The organism is Klebsiella sp. MPUS7, from assembly GCF_009905335.1.
In the GTDB taxonomy this organism is placed as follows: domain Bacteria; phylum Pseudomonadota; class Gammaproteobacteria; order Enterobacterales; family Enterobacteriaceae; genus Klebsiella; species Klebsiella grimontii.
Genome location: NZ_CP047604.1, coordinates 5,809,586 through 5,823,634, shown reverse-complemented (window position 1 = coordinate 5,823,634; position 14,049 = coordinate 5,809,586). Strand labels below are relative to the sequence as shown.

Here is a 14,049-nt window from a genome sequence, read left to right as displayed (position 1 = left end):
GGCGGACTCCACTCGAACAAAAATCGATATATAAAAAGAGAAACTGAAACAATCGTGATTGTTGGCACACGTCGACAAGACCCTGCATAGCCGAAAAGCCCCTGCACTAAAGGGGTGACGTGCGAACCGCTATCTGCGGTTATTACCCGATGCGGATCTCTGGATCCCGATCGGGACCGGGGATCATAGCCTAAACTGAGAAAGAGATCTTGTGTTTCTCAACAGATTCTTCCCGATTTATCCACAGGAAGGATCGAAGCTGGGTAAGTGTAATCGATCCTGGCGGGAGTGGAGCACGATTTCAGCCGCATATTGGAAAAATTAATGAACTATCCTGGTTTTGGGCTTAATCGATCTAACAAAGATCCTTTGCGATCCTTGCGCTTTATCCACCAGGTCGTATAATCCACCACCCGGCGCGTAATGCCCGTTTTCCGTAACGTGCCATCGCCTGTTTTTTGTGCGGCAAGGTGCGAGAAATAAGGAAAGAGAATTGACTCCGGAGTGTACAATTATTACAATCCGGCCTCTTTAATCACCCACGCTGAGGCGTAGGCCGTTCGAAATTCGTTCGGATTTACGCGAAAGTCAGTGAAATTATTCAAGTTTAGGTAGAAATCGCCATGAAACGCACTTTTCAACCGTCTGTACTGAAGCGCAACCGTTCTCACGGCTTCCGTGCTCGTATGGCTACTAAAAATGGTCGTCAGGTTCTGGCACGTCGTCGTGCTAAAAGCCGCGCTCGTCTGACCGTTTCCAAGTAATAAAGCTAACCCTGAGTGGTTAAGCTCGCATTTCCCAGGGAGTTACGCTTGTTAACTCCCAGTCATTTCACTTTCGTCTTCCAGCAGCCATTACGGGCTGGCACGCCGCAAATCACCATCCTCGGCCGCCAAAATTCGCTGGGGCATCCCCGCATCGGTCTTACCGTCGCCAAGAAGAACGTCAAGCGAGCGCATGAGCGCAATCGGATTAAACGTCTGACGCGTGAAAGCTTCCGTTTACGTCAACATGAACTCCCGCCAATGGATTTCGTGGTGGTGGCGAAGAAAGGGGTTGCCGACCTCGATAACCGTGCTCTCTCGGAAGCGTTGGAAAAATTATGGCGCCGCCACTGTCGCCTGGCTCGCGGGTCCTGATAGGCCTGATTCGGGTCTATCAGCGCCTGATTAGTCCGCTACTCGGGCCGCATTGCCGTTTCACGCCGACCTGTTCTCAATACGGAATTGAGGCATTGCGCAGGTTTGGATTGATAAAAGGCAGTTGGTTGACGGTGAAACGCGTATTAAAATGCCACCCTTTACACCCTGGTGGTGACGATCCCGTCCCGCCTGGACCATTTGATACCAGAGAACACTAACGATGGATTCGCAACGCAATCTTCTTATCATCGCTTTGTTGTTCGTGTCTTTCATGATCTGGCAAGCCTGGGAGCAGGATAACAATCCTCAACCCCAGCAGCAGACCACGCAGACAACGACCACAGCAACGGGTAGCGCCGCCGACCAGGGCGTACCGGCCAGTGGCCAGGGGAAACTGATTACGGTAAAAACCGATGTGCTTGACCTGACCATCAACACCAGCGGTGGTGATGTTGAGCAAGCGCTGCTTCTGGATTATCCGAAAGAGCTGAAGTCGACTGAGCCGTTCCAGTTACTGGAAACCACGCCGCAGTTTACCTATCAGGCGCAGAGCGGCCTGACCGGTCGTGATGGCCCGGACAACCCGGCTAACGGACCGCGTCCGTTGTATAACGTCGATAAAGATGCGTTTGTGCTGGCTGATGGCCAGAACGAAATCGTCATTCCTCTGACGTACACCGATAAAGCAGGCAACGTATTCACCAAAACCTTCACCCTGAAGCGCGGTGAATATGCGGTAAACGTCGGCTATAGCGTGCAGAACGCCAGCGAAAAACCGCTGGAAGTGTCTACGTTTGGCCAGCTGAAGCAAACCGCCAACCTGCCGACGCATCGCGACACGCAGACCGGCGGCCTGACAACGATGCACACATTCCGCGGCGCGGCGTACTCAACGTCTGAAACGAAGTACGAAAAATACAAATTCGATACTATCGTCGATAACGAAAACCTGAACGTCAGCACCAAAAACGGTTGGGTTGCCATGCTGCAGCAGTACTTCACAACCGCATGGGTTCCGCAGAACAACGGTACTAACAACTTCTACACCGCGAATCTCGGCAACGGTATTGTGGCGATCGGCTACAAATCGCAGCCGGTTCTGGTGCAGCCGGGTCAAACCGATAAGCTGGAAAGCACCCTGTGGGTCGGCCCGGCTATTCAGGACAAAATGGCCGCCGTTGCGCCGCATCTTGACCTGACCGTCGACTACGGCTGGCTGTGGTTTATCTCTCAGCCGCTGTTCAAACTGCTGAAATGGATCCATAGCTTCCTGGGCAACTGGGGCTTCTCCATCATCGTTATCACCTTTATCGTTCGTGGCATCATGTACCCGCTGACCAAAGCGCAGTACACCTCCATGGCGAAGATGCGTATGCTGCAGCCGAAGATTCAGGCGATGCGCGAGCGTCTGGGCGACGACAAGCAGCGTCAAAGCCAGGAGATGATGGCCCTGTATAAAGCTGAGAAGGTTAACCCGCTGGGTGGCTGCTTCCCGCTGATTATCCAGATGCCAATCTTCCTTGCGCTGTACTATATGCTGAGCGCCTCGGTTGAACTGCGTCATGCGCCGTTTATCCTGTGGATCCACGACCTGTCTGCGCAAGACCCGTACTACATCCTGCCGATCATCATGGGCGCGACGATGTTCTTCATCCAGAAGATGTCTCCGACCACCGTGACCGACCCGATGCAGCAGAAGATCATGACCTTTATGCCGGTCATCTTCACGGTGTTCTTCCTGTGGTTCCCGTCCGGTCTGGTGGTTTACTATATCGTCAGCAACCTGGTCACCATTATTCAGCAGCAGTTGATTTACCGTGGTCTGGAGAAGCGTGGCCTGCATAGCCGCGAGAAGAAAAAATCCTGATACTCTTGAATTATTTTGAGTATTTACGGTAACGTTAATGCCAGAGAAGGCGGTCAATAGACCGCCTTTTTTACATCTACATAGAGAGTCACCATGAGCCATAACGACACTATCGTCGCCCAGGCAACCCCACCGGGACGCGGTGGTGTGGGCATTCTGCGCATCTCTGGCCTGAAGGCGCGCGACGTTGCGCAGGCGGTGCTGGGCAAGCTGCCGAAGCCGCGCTACGCCGACTACCTGCCGTTTAAAGACAGCGACGGCAGCGCGCTGGATCAGGGGATTGCGCTGTGGTTCCCCGGCCCGAACTCCTTTACCGGCGAAGACGTGCTGGAACTTCAGGGCCACGGCGGCCCCGTTATCCTCGACCTGCTACTGAAACGCATTCTGACGCTGCCGGGCGTGCGTATCGCCAGGCCAGGCGAGTTCTCCGAGCGCGCGTTTTTGAACGACAAGCTCGATTTAGCCCAGGCTGAAGCGATAGCCGACCTGATCGACGCCAGCTCCGAGCAGGCGGCGCGTTCTGCGCTGAATTCGCTGCAGGGCGCATTCTCTACTCGCGTAAACCATCTTGTGGAAGCGCTGACGCACCTGCGCATCTACGTGGAAGCGGCCATTGATTTCCCGGACGAAGAGATCGACTTCCTCTCCGATGGCAAAATCGAAGCCCAGCTCAACAACGTGATCGCCGATCTTGACGCCGTGCGCGCCGAAGCGCGCCAGGGCAGCCTGCTGCGCGAAGGGATGAAGGTCGTCATTGCCGGGCGGCCGAACGCCGGCAAATCAAGCCTGCTGAACGCGCTGGCGGGCCGGGAAGCGGCTATCGTCACCGATATTGCCGGTACCACCCGCGACGTGCTGCGCGAGCATATCCATATCGACGGTATGCCGCTGCACATCATCGATACCGCCGGCCTGCGCGATGCGAACGACGAGGTTGAGCGCATCGGTATCGAGCGCGCCTGGCAGGAGATTGAACAGGCCGACCGCGTGCTGTTTATGGTCGATGGCACCACCACCGACGCGACCGATCCGGCGGATATCTGGCCGGACTTTATTGCCCGTCTACCGAAAAACCTGCCGATTACCGTCGTGCGTAACAAAGCGGATATCACTGGCGAAACGCTGGGGCTGAGCGAAGTAAATGACCACTCACTTGTTCGCCTTTCGGCACGTACCGGCGAGGGCGTAGACGTGCTGCGCAATCATCTCAAGCAGAGCATGGGCTTTGAAACCAATATGGAAGGCGGTTTTCTGGCGCGCCGCCGCCATCTGCAGGCGCTGTCGGACGCCGCAGAGCATCTGCAGCAGGGGAAAGCGCAGCTGCTGGGCGCCTGGGCTGGCGAGCTGCTGGCGGAAGAGCTGCGCCTGGCCCAGCAGAACCTGAGCGAAATCACCGGCGAGTTTACCTCTGATGACCTGCTGGGGCGCATTTTCTCCAGTTTCTGTATCGGTAAGTAAGCTCCGTTTGTGAGCATTGACTAACCCGCCTTAACATCCTGTTAAAGCGGGTTTTTATTTATCATCTTCACAGTAGATTGGTTTATCTATTACCCTTATCGGCATCGCCGCTCTTAACGTACCGGATGCAACCATGACCATCGATTACACCTTTATTGATACCGTTCCTTCTGCAGAAGACTTTTGCCGCCTGCGCGTCATATCAGGTATGTCGCCGCGACCGCTGGAAGGCGCCCGTGCTGGCCTGCCGCGTAGCTGCTACGGCGTGCATATTCTCTATGAGGGCGTGCCCGTTGGTATGGGGCGCATCGTCGGCGACGGCGCGCTGAACTTTGAAATCGTCGACGTCGCCGTGGACCCGGCCCATCAGGGAAAAGGTCTCGGTCGCCAGATCGTGCAGAAAATCGTCGCCTGGCTTGATGACAACGCGTTTAAAGGGGCATACGTCTCGCTGGTGGCGGATGTTCCCGAGCTGTACGCAAAATTTGGGTTTTCCAGCGTCAGGCCGGAAAGTGAGGGTATGGCGAAGGTCTGGAATTAACTTCGCTGGTAAAGAAGCATCCGGGGCTGCGGCGTCTCCCGGATGCCGGTGATGCTATCAGGATTTAATAAAGTCGGCAGCGCGAAAAGCTTCCAGCGCGACGCGCTTTTGCTCGCTGGCCATCGGGCGCAGCGGGCGGCGCGGATCGCCGACGTCAATGTCATGCAGCTGCATAGCCAGCTTCCCGGCCGCCACGCCGCCGTACTGAACCAGGATGCGAATAATCGCGATGACTTTATCCATACAGGCGGCAACGTCCTGATGATCCCCCCGGTTGAAGCTCTCGATCAGACGATGATAGAGCGGCGCCGCGTAGTTATAGGTACTGCCCACCGCGCCGACGGCGCCGCAGGCCAAGCCTGCGGGTAAAAACTCATCCACACCGAACGGAATATCGAACTGGCGATTGTTGACGCGCAGGCAGCGCTGGAACTCATACATATCCGCGGAGTTAAACTTCATACCGGACAGGTTCGGAATTTTATCCGCCGCGGCGATCAGAAACTGCTCCATATCGAGGCTTAGACCCGACATGCCGGAATGGTAGTAATAGAAGCCTTTTGACGGCGCCGCGGCGGCGATAATGCGGCAATATTCCACCAGATCGTCGACGGTAGACGGTTTAAAGAAGCACGGGCCGATGACCGAGGTGGCAAAAATATCCAGGGTTTCAGCATGACGGCTCAGCTCCAGCGCATCGGCGATGCTGAGCGCCCCGGTGTGTAGCGTAATGCTTAGTTGTCCCTGGCTTGCCGCGACCCAGCGCTCGGCGATTTTTTTACGCTCTTCAACAGAACAGTGGATACCTTCTCCGGTTGTCCCACAGACGTAAGCGCCTTTAACGCCCTGGCGAATCAGGTGCTCGGCGATTCGATCGATAACGGGATAGTTGACTTCGCCATTAGCATCAAAAGGCGTGTGGGGAGCGGCAATAAGGCCGGTTAGCTTTGTCATGTAAACCTCTGGTGGTGTTTTTCTTCTTAAATAAATTTATTTTGAAGTATTACTCCACTCTAAAAGGTAACCATGCCGGTTGCAACTGGATACCGGCAGGGAGGAAAACGGGAGTAGCAGATTGTGATGAATCGCACAAAACTCGCTCTATTTGAGCGTGGACAGGGCATCCATCGTGCGCAGTTTATTGGCTCGGGCGGCTTCCGGGTCTTTCTGCACCAGCAGCGTATAAATGAGATCCAGTACGAAAAGCTGTGCCGTTTTGGTGCCAATGGAGTCGCCCTGCAGGCGTCCCTGGCGGTTGCCGTTAATCAGCGTAATATCCGCGACTTTACTCAATGGTGACCCGAGGTTATGCGTTAAGGCGACGGTGACGGCTCCGGCCTGCTTTGCCAGACTAAGGGCGTGGGTGGTTTCCGGCGAATGCCCGGAGTGGCTGATACCGATAGCGACATCGCCAGCCTTGAGCAGCGCGGCCTGCATATACATAAAGTGATTATTCGTTAAGGCATCGACGCGCATCCCGATTCGCATCAGCTTGTGCTTCATCTCTTCGGCGGTCAGCCCGGAGGCGCCGACGCCGAAAATAAAGGTGCTATTGCAGCTATGCAGCGCCTCCACGACCCGTTCAACCTGCTCCATATCCAGAAGGTTGAGCGTTTCCGAGAGAACAGTCGAGATAGCGCCCTGGAGCTTGAGACCAATGGTGTGCGCATCGTCGGCTTTCTGAATTTCAGCCTCCAGAAGCGTGCTGTTGTCATCGGTATCGGTCATGGCCAGCTCAATAGCCAGCTCCATTTTGAAATTCTGAAAGCCTTTATAGCCCAGCTGTCGACAGAAACGGATCACCGACGCTTCGCCCGCGTTCACTTCCTCTGAGAGGTCGGCGATGGAAAGCTGCGTCACCTTGTGGGGGGAAGTCATCACAAACTGCGCAATGCTTTTCCCGACGCGGGTCATACTGCTTTGCATCGCTCCCAGGGTATCAAGTATTTTCCCGGCTTTGACCGGCGAAGTCGGAGTCGTCATCTCTTCCCTACTGTTTACGCGATTATCAGGCGCTAATGATGGAGTACAGCGCATCACCAGGCAATATGGATTTTTAAAAACGCCGTGACGCCGCGGCTATATCCTGAGCGGCGCAAACATTGTACGTCTCATGGCGTGAGTCAGATCGCCTTTTTTCGTTTCTCCTCTTCTGTGTCCATGATCTTGTTCACACATTTCATGAAATGCTCTTGTGGTGTTTAACTTCTAAAAAATATATTAAATGGAGTTTAACTTCATTTGGCTGTGCGCCTCCCTGCTGTTTTAGGCCCGACAGCATAAAAACGCTGCTCATCACAGGAGAGCATATGAGTGAAATAATAAGTACCAAACCATGGTATAAGCACCTCAATAAGTCCCAATGGCGGGCTTTCTCTGCAGCCTGGCTGGGCTATTTACTGGATGGTTTTGATTTCGTTTTAATCGCTCTGGTGCTCACCGAAGTACAAAGCGAATTTCAGCTCACCACGGTCCAGGCGGCGAGTATTATTTCCGCGGCGTTTATCTCCCGTTGGTTCGGCGGCCTGCTGCTGGGGGCGATGGGCGACCGTTATGGCCGCCGCCTGGCGATGGTCAGCAGTATTATTCTTTTCTCCGTCGGTACGCTGGCCTGCGGCTTTGCGCCGGGATACACCTCGATGTTTATTGCCCGAATGGTGATCGGAATGGGGATGGCCGGCGAGTACGGCTCCAGCGCAACCTATGTTATTGAAAGCTGGCCAAAACATTTGCGTAACAAAGCCAGCGGCTTCCTGATATCCGGCTTTTCCGTCGGCGCCGTTGTGGCGGCGCAGGTTTACAGCCTGGTGGTGCCCCTCTGGGGCTGGCGCGCCTTATTCTTCCTTGGCATTCTGCCGATTATTTTCGCGCTGTGGCTGCGTAAAAATATTCCGGAAACGGAAGACTGGAAAGAGCGGCAGACGAAGAAAGCGCCAGTACGGACGATGGTGGATATCCTCTATCGCGGTAAATACCGCGCCATGAATATAGCAACGACGCTGATCGCAACGGCGGCGCTGTGGTTCTGCTTCGCAGGTAATCAGCACAACCCGCTGGTAGTGATTGCGCTGGCGCTCGTTTGCACCGTTATTTTCATCAGCTTTATGGTACAGAGCAGCGGAAAACGCTGGCCGACCGGCGTAATGCTGATGGTTGTCGTTCTGTTCGCCTTCCTCTATTCCTGGCCTATCCAGGCGCTGCTGCCGACCTACCTGAAAACCGAGCTGGCATACGATCCGGCAGCGGTGGCGAAGGTGCTTTTCTTCAGCGGATTCGGCGCGGCCGTCGGCTGCATCGTCGGCGGGTTCCTCGGCGACTGGCTGGGCACGCGTAAAGCCTACGTTTACAGCCTGCTGGCCTCGCAGGTCCTGATTATCCCTGTTTTCGCCATCGGCGGCGCCAGCCTGTGGGGCCTGGGTCTCCTGCTCTTCTTCCAGCAGATGCTGGGCCAGGGGATCGCGGGAATACTACCGAAATTGATCGGTGGTTACTTCGACACCGATCAGCGCGCTGCCGGTCTGGGCTTCACCTACAACGTCGGCGCTCTGGGCGGGGCGGCGGCGCCGGTCCTCGGCGCGCTGGTCGCACAGCATATGCATCTGGGTACGGCGCTGGGGTCGCTCTCCTTCGGACTGACGTTTGTGGTGATCCTGCTGATTGGCCTCGATATGCCGTCCCGCGTACAGCGCTGGATTCGCCCGGAAGCGCTGCGAACCCATGACGCCATTGATGGCAAACCATTCAGTGGGGCAAAGGTTCGTCACGACAAAGCGAACGCACCGCTTTGCAGTAAACATTAAATTCATGCGCCCGGCGCTGTCGGGCGCAAACGGAAGTAAGGGATAGCGCTATGTCTTTATTTGATACTTTGGATGTGAAGGTTAAAGAATTGGGCGGACTCATTGTCTCGTGCCAGCCGGTGCCGGGCAGCCCGTTAGATAAGCCTGAAATCGTCGCGGCGATGGCGCTGGCGGCGGTCAAGACGGGTGCGGTCGCGGTACGTATTGAAGGCATTAATAACCTGAAGGCCACGCGCGAACTTATTTCAGTACCCATTATCGGCATCATCAAGCGCGACCTGCCGGACTCGCCGGTGCGCATCACGCCGTTCCTTGAGGATGTGGACGCGTTGGCGCAGGCAGGTGCGGATATTATCGCCTTTGACGGCACGGATCGCCCGCGTCCGGCCAGCGTGAAGGCGACTATCGAGCGCATTCATCAGCAGGGCTGCGTCGCGATGGCAGACTGCTCGAACCTTGAAGACGGTACTCGCTGCCACGCTCTGGGCGCAGAAATTATCGGCACTACGCTGTCCGGGTATACCACGGAAGCAGTACCCAATGAGCCGGATTTCCCACTAGTGCAAGCGCTGAGCGCCAAAGGATACCGGGTCATTGCCGAAGGGCGGTTCAACTCTCCGGCCCTGGCGGCGCAGGCCATAAAGCAAGGCGCATGGGCGGTGACCGTCGGTTCCGCGATTACGCGTATTGAACACATTTGCCAGTGGTACCGCGATGCGCTGGCTGAGGTTGCGCTATGACAACGCTGGCGATAGACATCGGCGGCACCAAGCTGGCCGCCGCGCTGATTGACACGCAGCATCGTCTGCTGGAGAAACGAGCGCTGCCGACGCCCGCCAGCAAAACGCCGGCGGCGCTGACGGAGGCGTTGAGCGCGCTGGTCGCGCCTTTCGCGGGGCGGGCCCGGCGGGTAGCGGCCGCCTCGACGGGAATCATTCGTCACGGCGTACTGACGGCGTTAAATCCGGATAACCTTGGCGGACTGGCGCAGTTTCCCCTGCGGGAGACGCTGGCGCAGCTGACGGGGCGACCGTGCCTGGTCGTGAACGATGCGCAGGCGGCGGCCTGGGCCGAATATCACGCCCTGTCTGTCGATGCCGACGAGATGGTATTCATCACCATCTCAACGGGCGTGGGCGGCGGTATCATCTGCAACGGTCGGCTCCTGTCCGGGAACGAAGGGCTGGCCGGGCATATCGGCCACACGCTGGCCGATCCGCACGGTCCGCGCTGCGGCTGCGGTCGCACCGGCTGCGTAGAGGCTATTGCCTCCGGCAGAGGGATCGCCGCGCTGGCGACGGACGATCTGCAGGGGATGACGGCCAAATCCATTTTTGCTCTTGCGCAGAGCGGCCATCCGCAGGCAACGTCGTTAGTCCACCGTTCGGCGCAAACCATCGCCCGGCTGATTGCCGACATGAAGGCCAGCGTTAACTGCCAGTGTGCCGTACTGGGCGGCAGCATCGGGCTGGCGCCCGGCTATCTCCCGCTGGTTGAGATCTATCTGGCGCAGGAACCTGCGGTCTATCACACGAAGATTGTAGCTGCACACTATCAGCATGATGCCGGCCTGATTGGCGCGGCGTTGTTAGCGGAGGACAAAGCATTATGATTATCGGCGATATCCATCACCCGGAATGCGCGGGACTGTCACCCGTTCTGCTTGAGGCCGTGAGGCTGGCCGTTAAGGCTCAGCCGCAGCAGCGTGAACCGGGGCGTTATGAGTTGCAGGGCGATGATATTTATATGAACGTCATGCGCTTCGCCACGCAGTCGGCGGAAAGTAAAAAAGCGGAGCTGCACGAAAAATTTATTGATATTCAGATCCTGCTGCAAGGCGAGGAGACAATCCACTGCGGCGTGGCCGATAGCGCCCGTGAGTGCGACACCTGGCATAAAGAAGAGGACTACCAGCTGTGCGCAGCTATCGCCGACCAGCAGCAGGTGACCCTGAAGCCTGGCATGTTCGCCATTTTTTTCCCTGGCGAACCGCATAAGCCGGGCGTGCAGGGCGCAGCGAGCATGGAGATAAAAAAAGCGGTAATTAAAGTTAACCGCGCGCTGCTTGTCTGAGTCACTTACTTCGCCCGCCAGATATGCGTCCTGGCGGGATGGCCTCCCAACGCCAAAGCGACGCTTGCTTCGTCGCTTTTCCTCCCAGGAAATCATTGTTGTCCAAATGGCAACTCGTACTACCGCACGAACCCCTCTATGCTGTACGGCAATCTTATGCGAGGGTTCTATGGCACGCTTTCTTATCTGCAGTTTTGCGCTGGTTCTGCTTTATCCATCCGGTATTGATATGTATCTGGTCGGCCTGCCGCGCATTGCGCAGGATCTGGGGGCCAGTGAAGCGCAGCTGCACATCGCCTTCTCGGTTTATCTGGCCGGGATGGCCGCAGCCATGCTGTTTGCTGGCCGTATCGCCGACAAGTCAGGCCGTAAGCCGGTGGCGATTTTCGGCGCCGTTGTTTTCATACTCGCCTCCCTTATCTGCTCGCAGGCGCAGGTCAGCGCCCACTTCCTGACGGGGCGTTTTATTCAGGGGATTGGCGCGGGCAGCTGCTACGTCGTCGCCTTTGCGGTGCTGCGCGATACCCTCGACGATCGCCGCCGGGCGAAGGTGCTTTCCCTTCTTAACGGCATCACCTGCATTATTCCGGTGCTGGCACCGGTACTCGGCCACCTGATTATGCTGAAATACCCCTGGCAGAGCCTGTTCTATACCATGACCGGCATGGGCATTCTGGTGGGGCTGCTGTCGATATTTATCTTGCGGGAAACGCGTCCAACATCCGTTCCGCAGGCGGCGCAGCAAAATGTCGCCCCCGAATCGCTGCTTAACCGCTTTTTCCTCAGCCGAACGATCGTGACCACCCTCAGCGTGACGGCGATTCTGACCTACGTTAACGTCTCCCCGGTGCTGATGATGGAAGTGATGGGCTTCGATCGCGGGACTTATTCCATGGCGATGGCGCTCATGGCGCTAGTGAGCATGGTGGTGTCGTTCTCGACGCCGTTTGCTCTGACGCTCTTTAAGCCCCGCACCCTGATGCTGACCTCGCAGGTGCTCTTCTTTATCGCGGGCGCGCTGCTGAGCTTTGCCACCAGCCAGACGATAACGATGCTAGGGCTGGGGCTGATTTGCGCCGGGTTCTCCGCCGGCTTTGGCGTGGCGATGAGCCAGGCCCTGGGGCCATTTACCCTGCGCGCTGGCGTGGCGAGTTCAGTTTTGGGGATTGCTCAGGTTTGCGGCTCTTCACTGTGGATTTGGCTGGCGGCTATCATCGGGCTCAGCGCGATGAATATGCTGATCGGGATACTTATTGCCTGTAGCATAGTGAGTATTGTTCTGATTATGGTCGCCTCTCCGGCGCGGGCCGCGCAACGCTATGAAAAAACCCCTGTCGAGTCTCGATCTTAACTTACTGCTGTGCCTGCAGCTCTTAACCCAGGAGCTCAGCGTTACCCGCACGGCGAAGCGGATGAACGTTTCGCCGTCGGCGGTGAGCAAGTCGCTGGCTAAACTGCGCGCCTGGTTTGACGATCCGCTATTTGTCAAAACGCCTCTGGGACTGTCGCCCACGCCGCTGATGAGCAGTATGGAGCAGGATCTGGCGGACTGGATGCAGATGGGTAATCAGATCCTCGACAAGCCCCATCACACCATGCCAAGCGGGCTAAAGTTTGAGCTGGCGGCGGAGTCGCCCCTGCTGATGATCCTGCTGAACTCGCTTTCACAGCGGATCTACCAACGCTATCCGCAGGCGCTGATCCGCCTGCGCAACTGGGATTACGATTCGCTGGATGCCATTATTCGCGGCGAAGTCGACATCGGTTTTTGCGGCCGGGAAACCCATCCTCGCTCCCGTGAACAGCTCAGCCTGCTGCCCTGGTATATCGATTTTGAAATCCTGTTTACCGATCTACCGCAGGTATGGCTGCGCGCCGATCATCCCGCGCTGAACGATGAGTGGAGTCTGGACGCTTTTTTACGCTATCCGCATATCAATATCTGTTGGGAACAAAGCGATACCTGGGCGCTGGATGATGTTCTGCATGACCTGGGGCATAAACGCACCGTGGCGTTGACCGTTCCGGGCTTTGAACAGTCGCTGTTTATGGCGGCCCAGCCTCATCATACGATGTTGGCCACCGCCCCGCGCTATTGCCAGCGCTACAATCAGCAGCATCATCTGCCGCTGGTCTCACTGCCGCTGCCGCTGGAACCGTCGCAGCTGGAGAAAATACGCGTCCCCTTTACCCTCCTGTGGCATAAGCGCAACAGCTACAACCCGAAGATCGTCTGGCTGCGAGAAACGCTGAGACAGCTCTACACTGAACCGCTATAGCGCTGGGTTAGCCCGCCTTGCGCGATAAATTGTAAAATTCATGCAATTTCTCTTTTCAACGGGTGATTTCCGCATTAAAACCTGACAATTCTGAGCGATAATATAATTCGCAATTTCTATCATTGACCATTAATCACGGAGCGACGAATGGCAACACATTTTGCAAGAGGGATACTTAACACCCGAGAACCGTTATCAACACGCCTGTCAGCGGCCTGCCATCAATCCGCCAGGCGCCTGCCTGAGTACCGACAAAGCCGCTATCGCGCATCCCGGTCACTCCTCGCAGAACTCCTCTTTATGCTGTACGGCATCAGCGAACTTCCCGAAATTATTGATGAAGAAAATGGAAAACCCGCTTTTCGCGACGAACATCTCCCGCATTTCTCCATCTCCTATGCTGGAAATATCGTCGGCGTCGCGTTAACCACCGAAGGCGATTGCGGCCTGGATATGGAATTACCGCACGCCTCCCGCGGTTTACACTCCCCGCACGACGCCGACCGCTACGTTTTTAACAGTAATGAGCGTGTATGGATTAGCAATCAGCACGATCCTGACGAAGCTCGCGCTCAGCTTGACGCGCTGCGCAAAAGCGTCATGAAACTGACCGGCGAAACCGCCGTTAACCTACAGCTTCTTCCGGGCTCCGGGCGGTTACGCACAAGCGGGACGCAGGCAATCGAAGCCGTGTGCGACGCCGAAACGGTGTTGGTCTGGTCTATCGCCGCCAGCCCGGATATCGGTCAACTGAAAGTCTGGGAATATAATGGTAACGAGGGCTGGCGCAGCCTGCCTGACGCTCAGGCCCGTGCTAAAGAACCGTCCGCCCGGCTGATGCGCTTCACCAGTTTACCGGTAGAAAAAGCCTTCTCCCTCAACTGACCGG

Annotated in this window: 15 protein-coding genes; 13 read left to right on the top strand and 2 right to left on the bottom strand. The window is 56.5% G+C overall.

Annotated elements, in window-relative coordinates; genetic code table 11:
• Positions 1 to 623: 623 nt before the first annotated feature.
• The 6 genes from rpmH (at position 624) to GUC22_RS27210 (ending at position 5,008) form a co-directional block, all read left to right on the top strand.
• Positions 624 to 764: a 50S ribosomal protein L34 gene (gene rpmH / locus GUC22_RS27235; protein WP_004871828.1), complete on the top strand. Its 141-nt coding sequence runs from the start codon at positions 624 to 626 to the stop codon at positions 762 to 764.
• 15 nt (positions 765 to 779) lie between these two features.
• Positions 780 to 1,139, top strand: a complete 360-nt coding sequence (gene rnpA, locus GUC22_RS27230) for a ribonuclease P protein component (protein WP_004871829.1) — start codon at positions 780 to 782, stop codon at positions 1,137 to 1,139.
• Positions 1,103 to 1,360, top strand: a complete 258-nt coding sequence (gene yidD / locus GUC22_RS27225; RefSeq protein WP_004871831.1) for a membrane protein insertion efficiency factor YidD — start codon at positions 1,103 to 1,105, stop codon at positions 1,358 to 1,360. Before rnpA ends, yidD begins: the two co-directional genes overlap by 37 nt.
• A gap of 2 nt (positions 1,361 to 1,362) precedes the next feature.
• A complete protein-coding gene (gene yidC / locus GUC22_RS27220) occupies positions 1,363 to 3,009 on the top strand; it encodes a membrane protein insertase YidC (protein WP_004871833.1) in 1,647 nt (548 codons plus the stop codon).
• Between the two features lie 93 nt (positions 3,010 to 3,102).
• Positions 3,103 to 4,467, top strand: a complete 1,365-nt coding sequence (mnmE, locus tag GUC22_RS27215) for a tRNA uridine-5-carboxymethylaminomethyl(34) synthesis GTPase MnmE (protein WP_024360546.1) — start codon at positions 3,103 to 3,105, stop codon at positions 4,465 to 4,467.
• Positions 4,468 to 4,600: 133 nt separating this feature from the next.
• Positions 4,601 to 5,008, top strand: coding sequence for a GNAT family N-acetyltransferase (locus tag GUC22_RS27210; RefSeq protein ID WP_142476657.1), 408 nt, complete (start codon positions 4,601 to 4,603; stop codon positions 5,006 to 5,008).
• Between the two features lie 57 nt (positions 5,009 to 5,065).
• On the opposite strand, the gene GUC22_RS27205 is transcribed toward GUC22_RS27210, so the two are convergent.
• Together GUC22_RS27205 and GUC22_RS27200 are read right to left on the bottom strand one after the other, a co-directional pair.
• Positions 5,066 to 5,962: a dihydrodipicolinate synthase family protein gene (locus GUC22_RS27205; protein WP_154932514.1), complete on the bottom strand. Its 897-nt coding sequence runs from the start codon at positions 5,960 to 5,962 to the stop codon at positions 5,066 to 5,068.
• Between the two features lie 147 nt (positions 5,963 to 6,109).
• Positions 6,110 to 6,991: a MurR/RpiR family transcriptional regulator gene (locus GUC22_RS27200; protein ID WP_004871837.1), complete on the bottom strand. Its 882-nt coding sequence runs from the start codon at positions 6,989 to 6,991 to the stop codon at positions 6,110 to 6,112.
• A 326-nt stretch (positions 6,992 to 7,317) separates the two neighbouring features.
• On the opposite strand from GUC22_RS27200, the gene GUC22_RS27195 reads away from it, so the two are divergent.
• The 7 genes from GUC22_RS27195 to GUC22_RS27165 all read left to right on the top strand — a co-directional run bounded on the left by GUC22_RS27195 (position 7,318) and on the right by GUC22_RS27165 (position 14,045).
• Complete coding sequence (locus GUC22_RS27195; RefSeq protein ID WP_004871838.1) at positions 7,318 to 8,808, top strand: MFS transporter; 1,491 nt, start codon at positions 7,318 to 7,320, stop codon at positions 8,806 to 8,808.
• Between the two features lie 50 nt (positions 8,809 to 8,858).
• Entirely contained in the window at positions 8,859 to 9,548 is a 690-nt protein-coding gene (locus GUC22_RS27190; RefSeq protein WP_004871839.1) for an N-acetylmannosamine-6-phosphate 2-epimerase, read from the top strand.
• Positions 9,545 to 10,420, top strand: coding sequence for an N-acetylmannosamine kinase (gene nanK, locus GUC22_RS27185; protein WP_154932510.1), 876 nt, complete (start codon positions 9,545 to 9,547; stop codon positions 10,418 to 10,420). The genes GUC22_RS27190 and nanK overlap by 4 nt, the downstream gene beginning before the upstream one ends.
• Positions 10,417 to 10,881 (top strand): N-acetylneuraminate anomerase, encoded by a 465-nt coding sequence (gene nanQ / locus GUC22_RS27180; protein ID WP_004871842.1) that lies wholly within the window; start codon positions 10,417 to 10,419, stop codon positions 10,879 to 10,881. The genes nanK and nanQ overlap by 4 nt, the downstream gene beginning before the upstream one ends.
• A gap of 169 nt (positions 10,882 to 11,050) precedes the next feature.
• Entirely contained in the window at positions 11,051 to 12,232 is a 1,182-nt protein-coding gene (locus GUC22_RS27175) for an MFS transporter (RefSeq protein WP_024360542.1), read from the top strand.
• Positions 12,201 to 13,160 carry an HTH-type transcriptional regulator YidZ gene (yidZ, locus tag GUC22_RS27170; protein ID WP_004871844.1) on the top strand — a complete coding sequence of 320 codons (960 nt, stop codon included), beginning with the start codon at positions 12,201 to 12,203 and terminating at the stop codon, positions 13,158 to 13,160. Before GUC22_RS27175 ends, yidZ begins: the two co-directional genes overlap by 32 nt.
• Before the next feature lie 147 nt (positions 13,161 to 13,307).
• Positions 13,308 to 14,045, top strand: coding sequence for a 4'-phosphopantetheinyl transferase family protein (locus GUC22_RS27165; protein WP_024360541.1), 738 nt, complete (start codon positions 13,308 to 13,310; stop codon positions 14,043 to 14,045).
• Positions 14,046 to 14,049 lie beyond the last annotated feature (4 nt).

What these genes read in the sequence shown, in the direction of transcription:
- GUC22_RS27205 (WP_154932514.1), bottom strand. Translation starts at nt 5,962, where the DNA reads ATGACAAAGCTAACCGGCCTTATTGCCGCTCCCCACACGCCTTTTGAT.
- GUC22_RS27195 (WP_004871838.1), top strand. Translation starts at nt 7,318, where the DNA reads ATGAGTGAAATAATAAGTACCAAACCATGGTATAAGCACCTCAATAAG.
- GUC22_RS27175 (WP_024360542.1), top strand. Translation starts at nt 11,051, where the DNA reads ATGGCACGCTTTCTTATCTGCAGTTTTGCGCTGGTTCTGCTTTATCCA.
- rpmH (WP_004871828.1), top strand. Translation starts at nt 624, where the DNA reads ATGAAACGCACTTTTCAACCGTCTGTACTGAAGCGCAACCGTTCTCAC.
- GUC22_RS27200 (WP_004871837.1), bottom strand. Translation starts at nt 6,991, where the DNA reads ATGACGACTCCGACTTCGCCGGTCAAAGCCGGGAAAATACTTGATACC.
- GUC22_RS27210 (WP_142476657.1), top strand. Translation starts at nt 4,601, where the DNA reads ATGACCATCGATTACACCTTTATTGATACCGTTCCTTCTGCAGAAGAC.
- yidZ (WP_004871844.1), top strand. Translation starts at nt 12,201, where the DNA reads ATGAAAAAACCCCTGTCGAGTCTCGATCTTAACTTACTGCTGTGCCTG.
- yidC (WP_004871833.1), top strand. Translation starts at nt 1,363, where the DNA reads ATGGATTCGCAACGCAATCTTCTTATCATCGCTTTGTTGTTCGTGTCT.
- GUC22_RS27190 (WP_004871839.1), top strand. Translation starts at nt 8,859, where the DNA reads ATGTCTTTATTTGATACTTTGGATGTGAAGGTTAAAGAATTGGGCGGA.
- mnmE (WP_024360546.1), top strand. Translation starts at nt 3,103, where the DNA reads ATGAGCCATAACGACACTATCGTCGCCCAGGCAACCCCACCGGGACGC.
- nanQ (WP_004871842.1), top strand. Translation starts at nt 10,417, where the DNA reads ATGATTATCGGCGATATCCATCACCCGGAATGCGCGGGACTGTCACCC.
- yidD (WP_004871831.1), top strand. Translation starts at nt 1,103, where the DNA reads ATGGCGCCGCCACTGTCGCCTGGCTCGCGGGTCCTGATAGGCCTGATT.
- GUC22_RS27165 (WP_024360541.1), top strand. Translation starts at nt 13,308, where the DNA reads ATGGCAACACATTTTGCAAGAGGGATACTTAACACCCGAGAACCGTTA.
- nanK (WP_154932510.1), top strand. Translation starts at nt 9,545, where the DNA reads ATGACAACGCTGGCGATAGACATCGGCGGCACCAAGCTGGCCGCCGCG.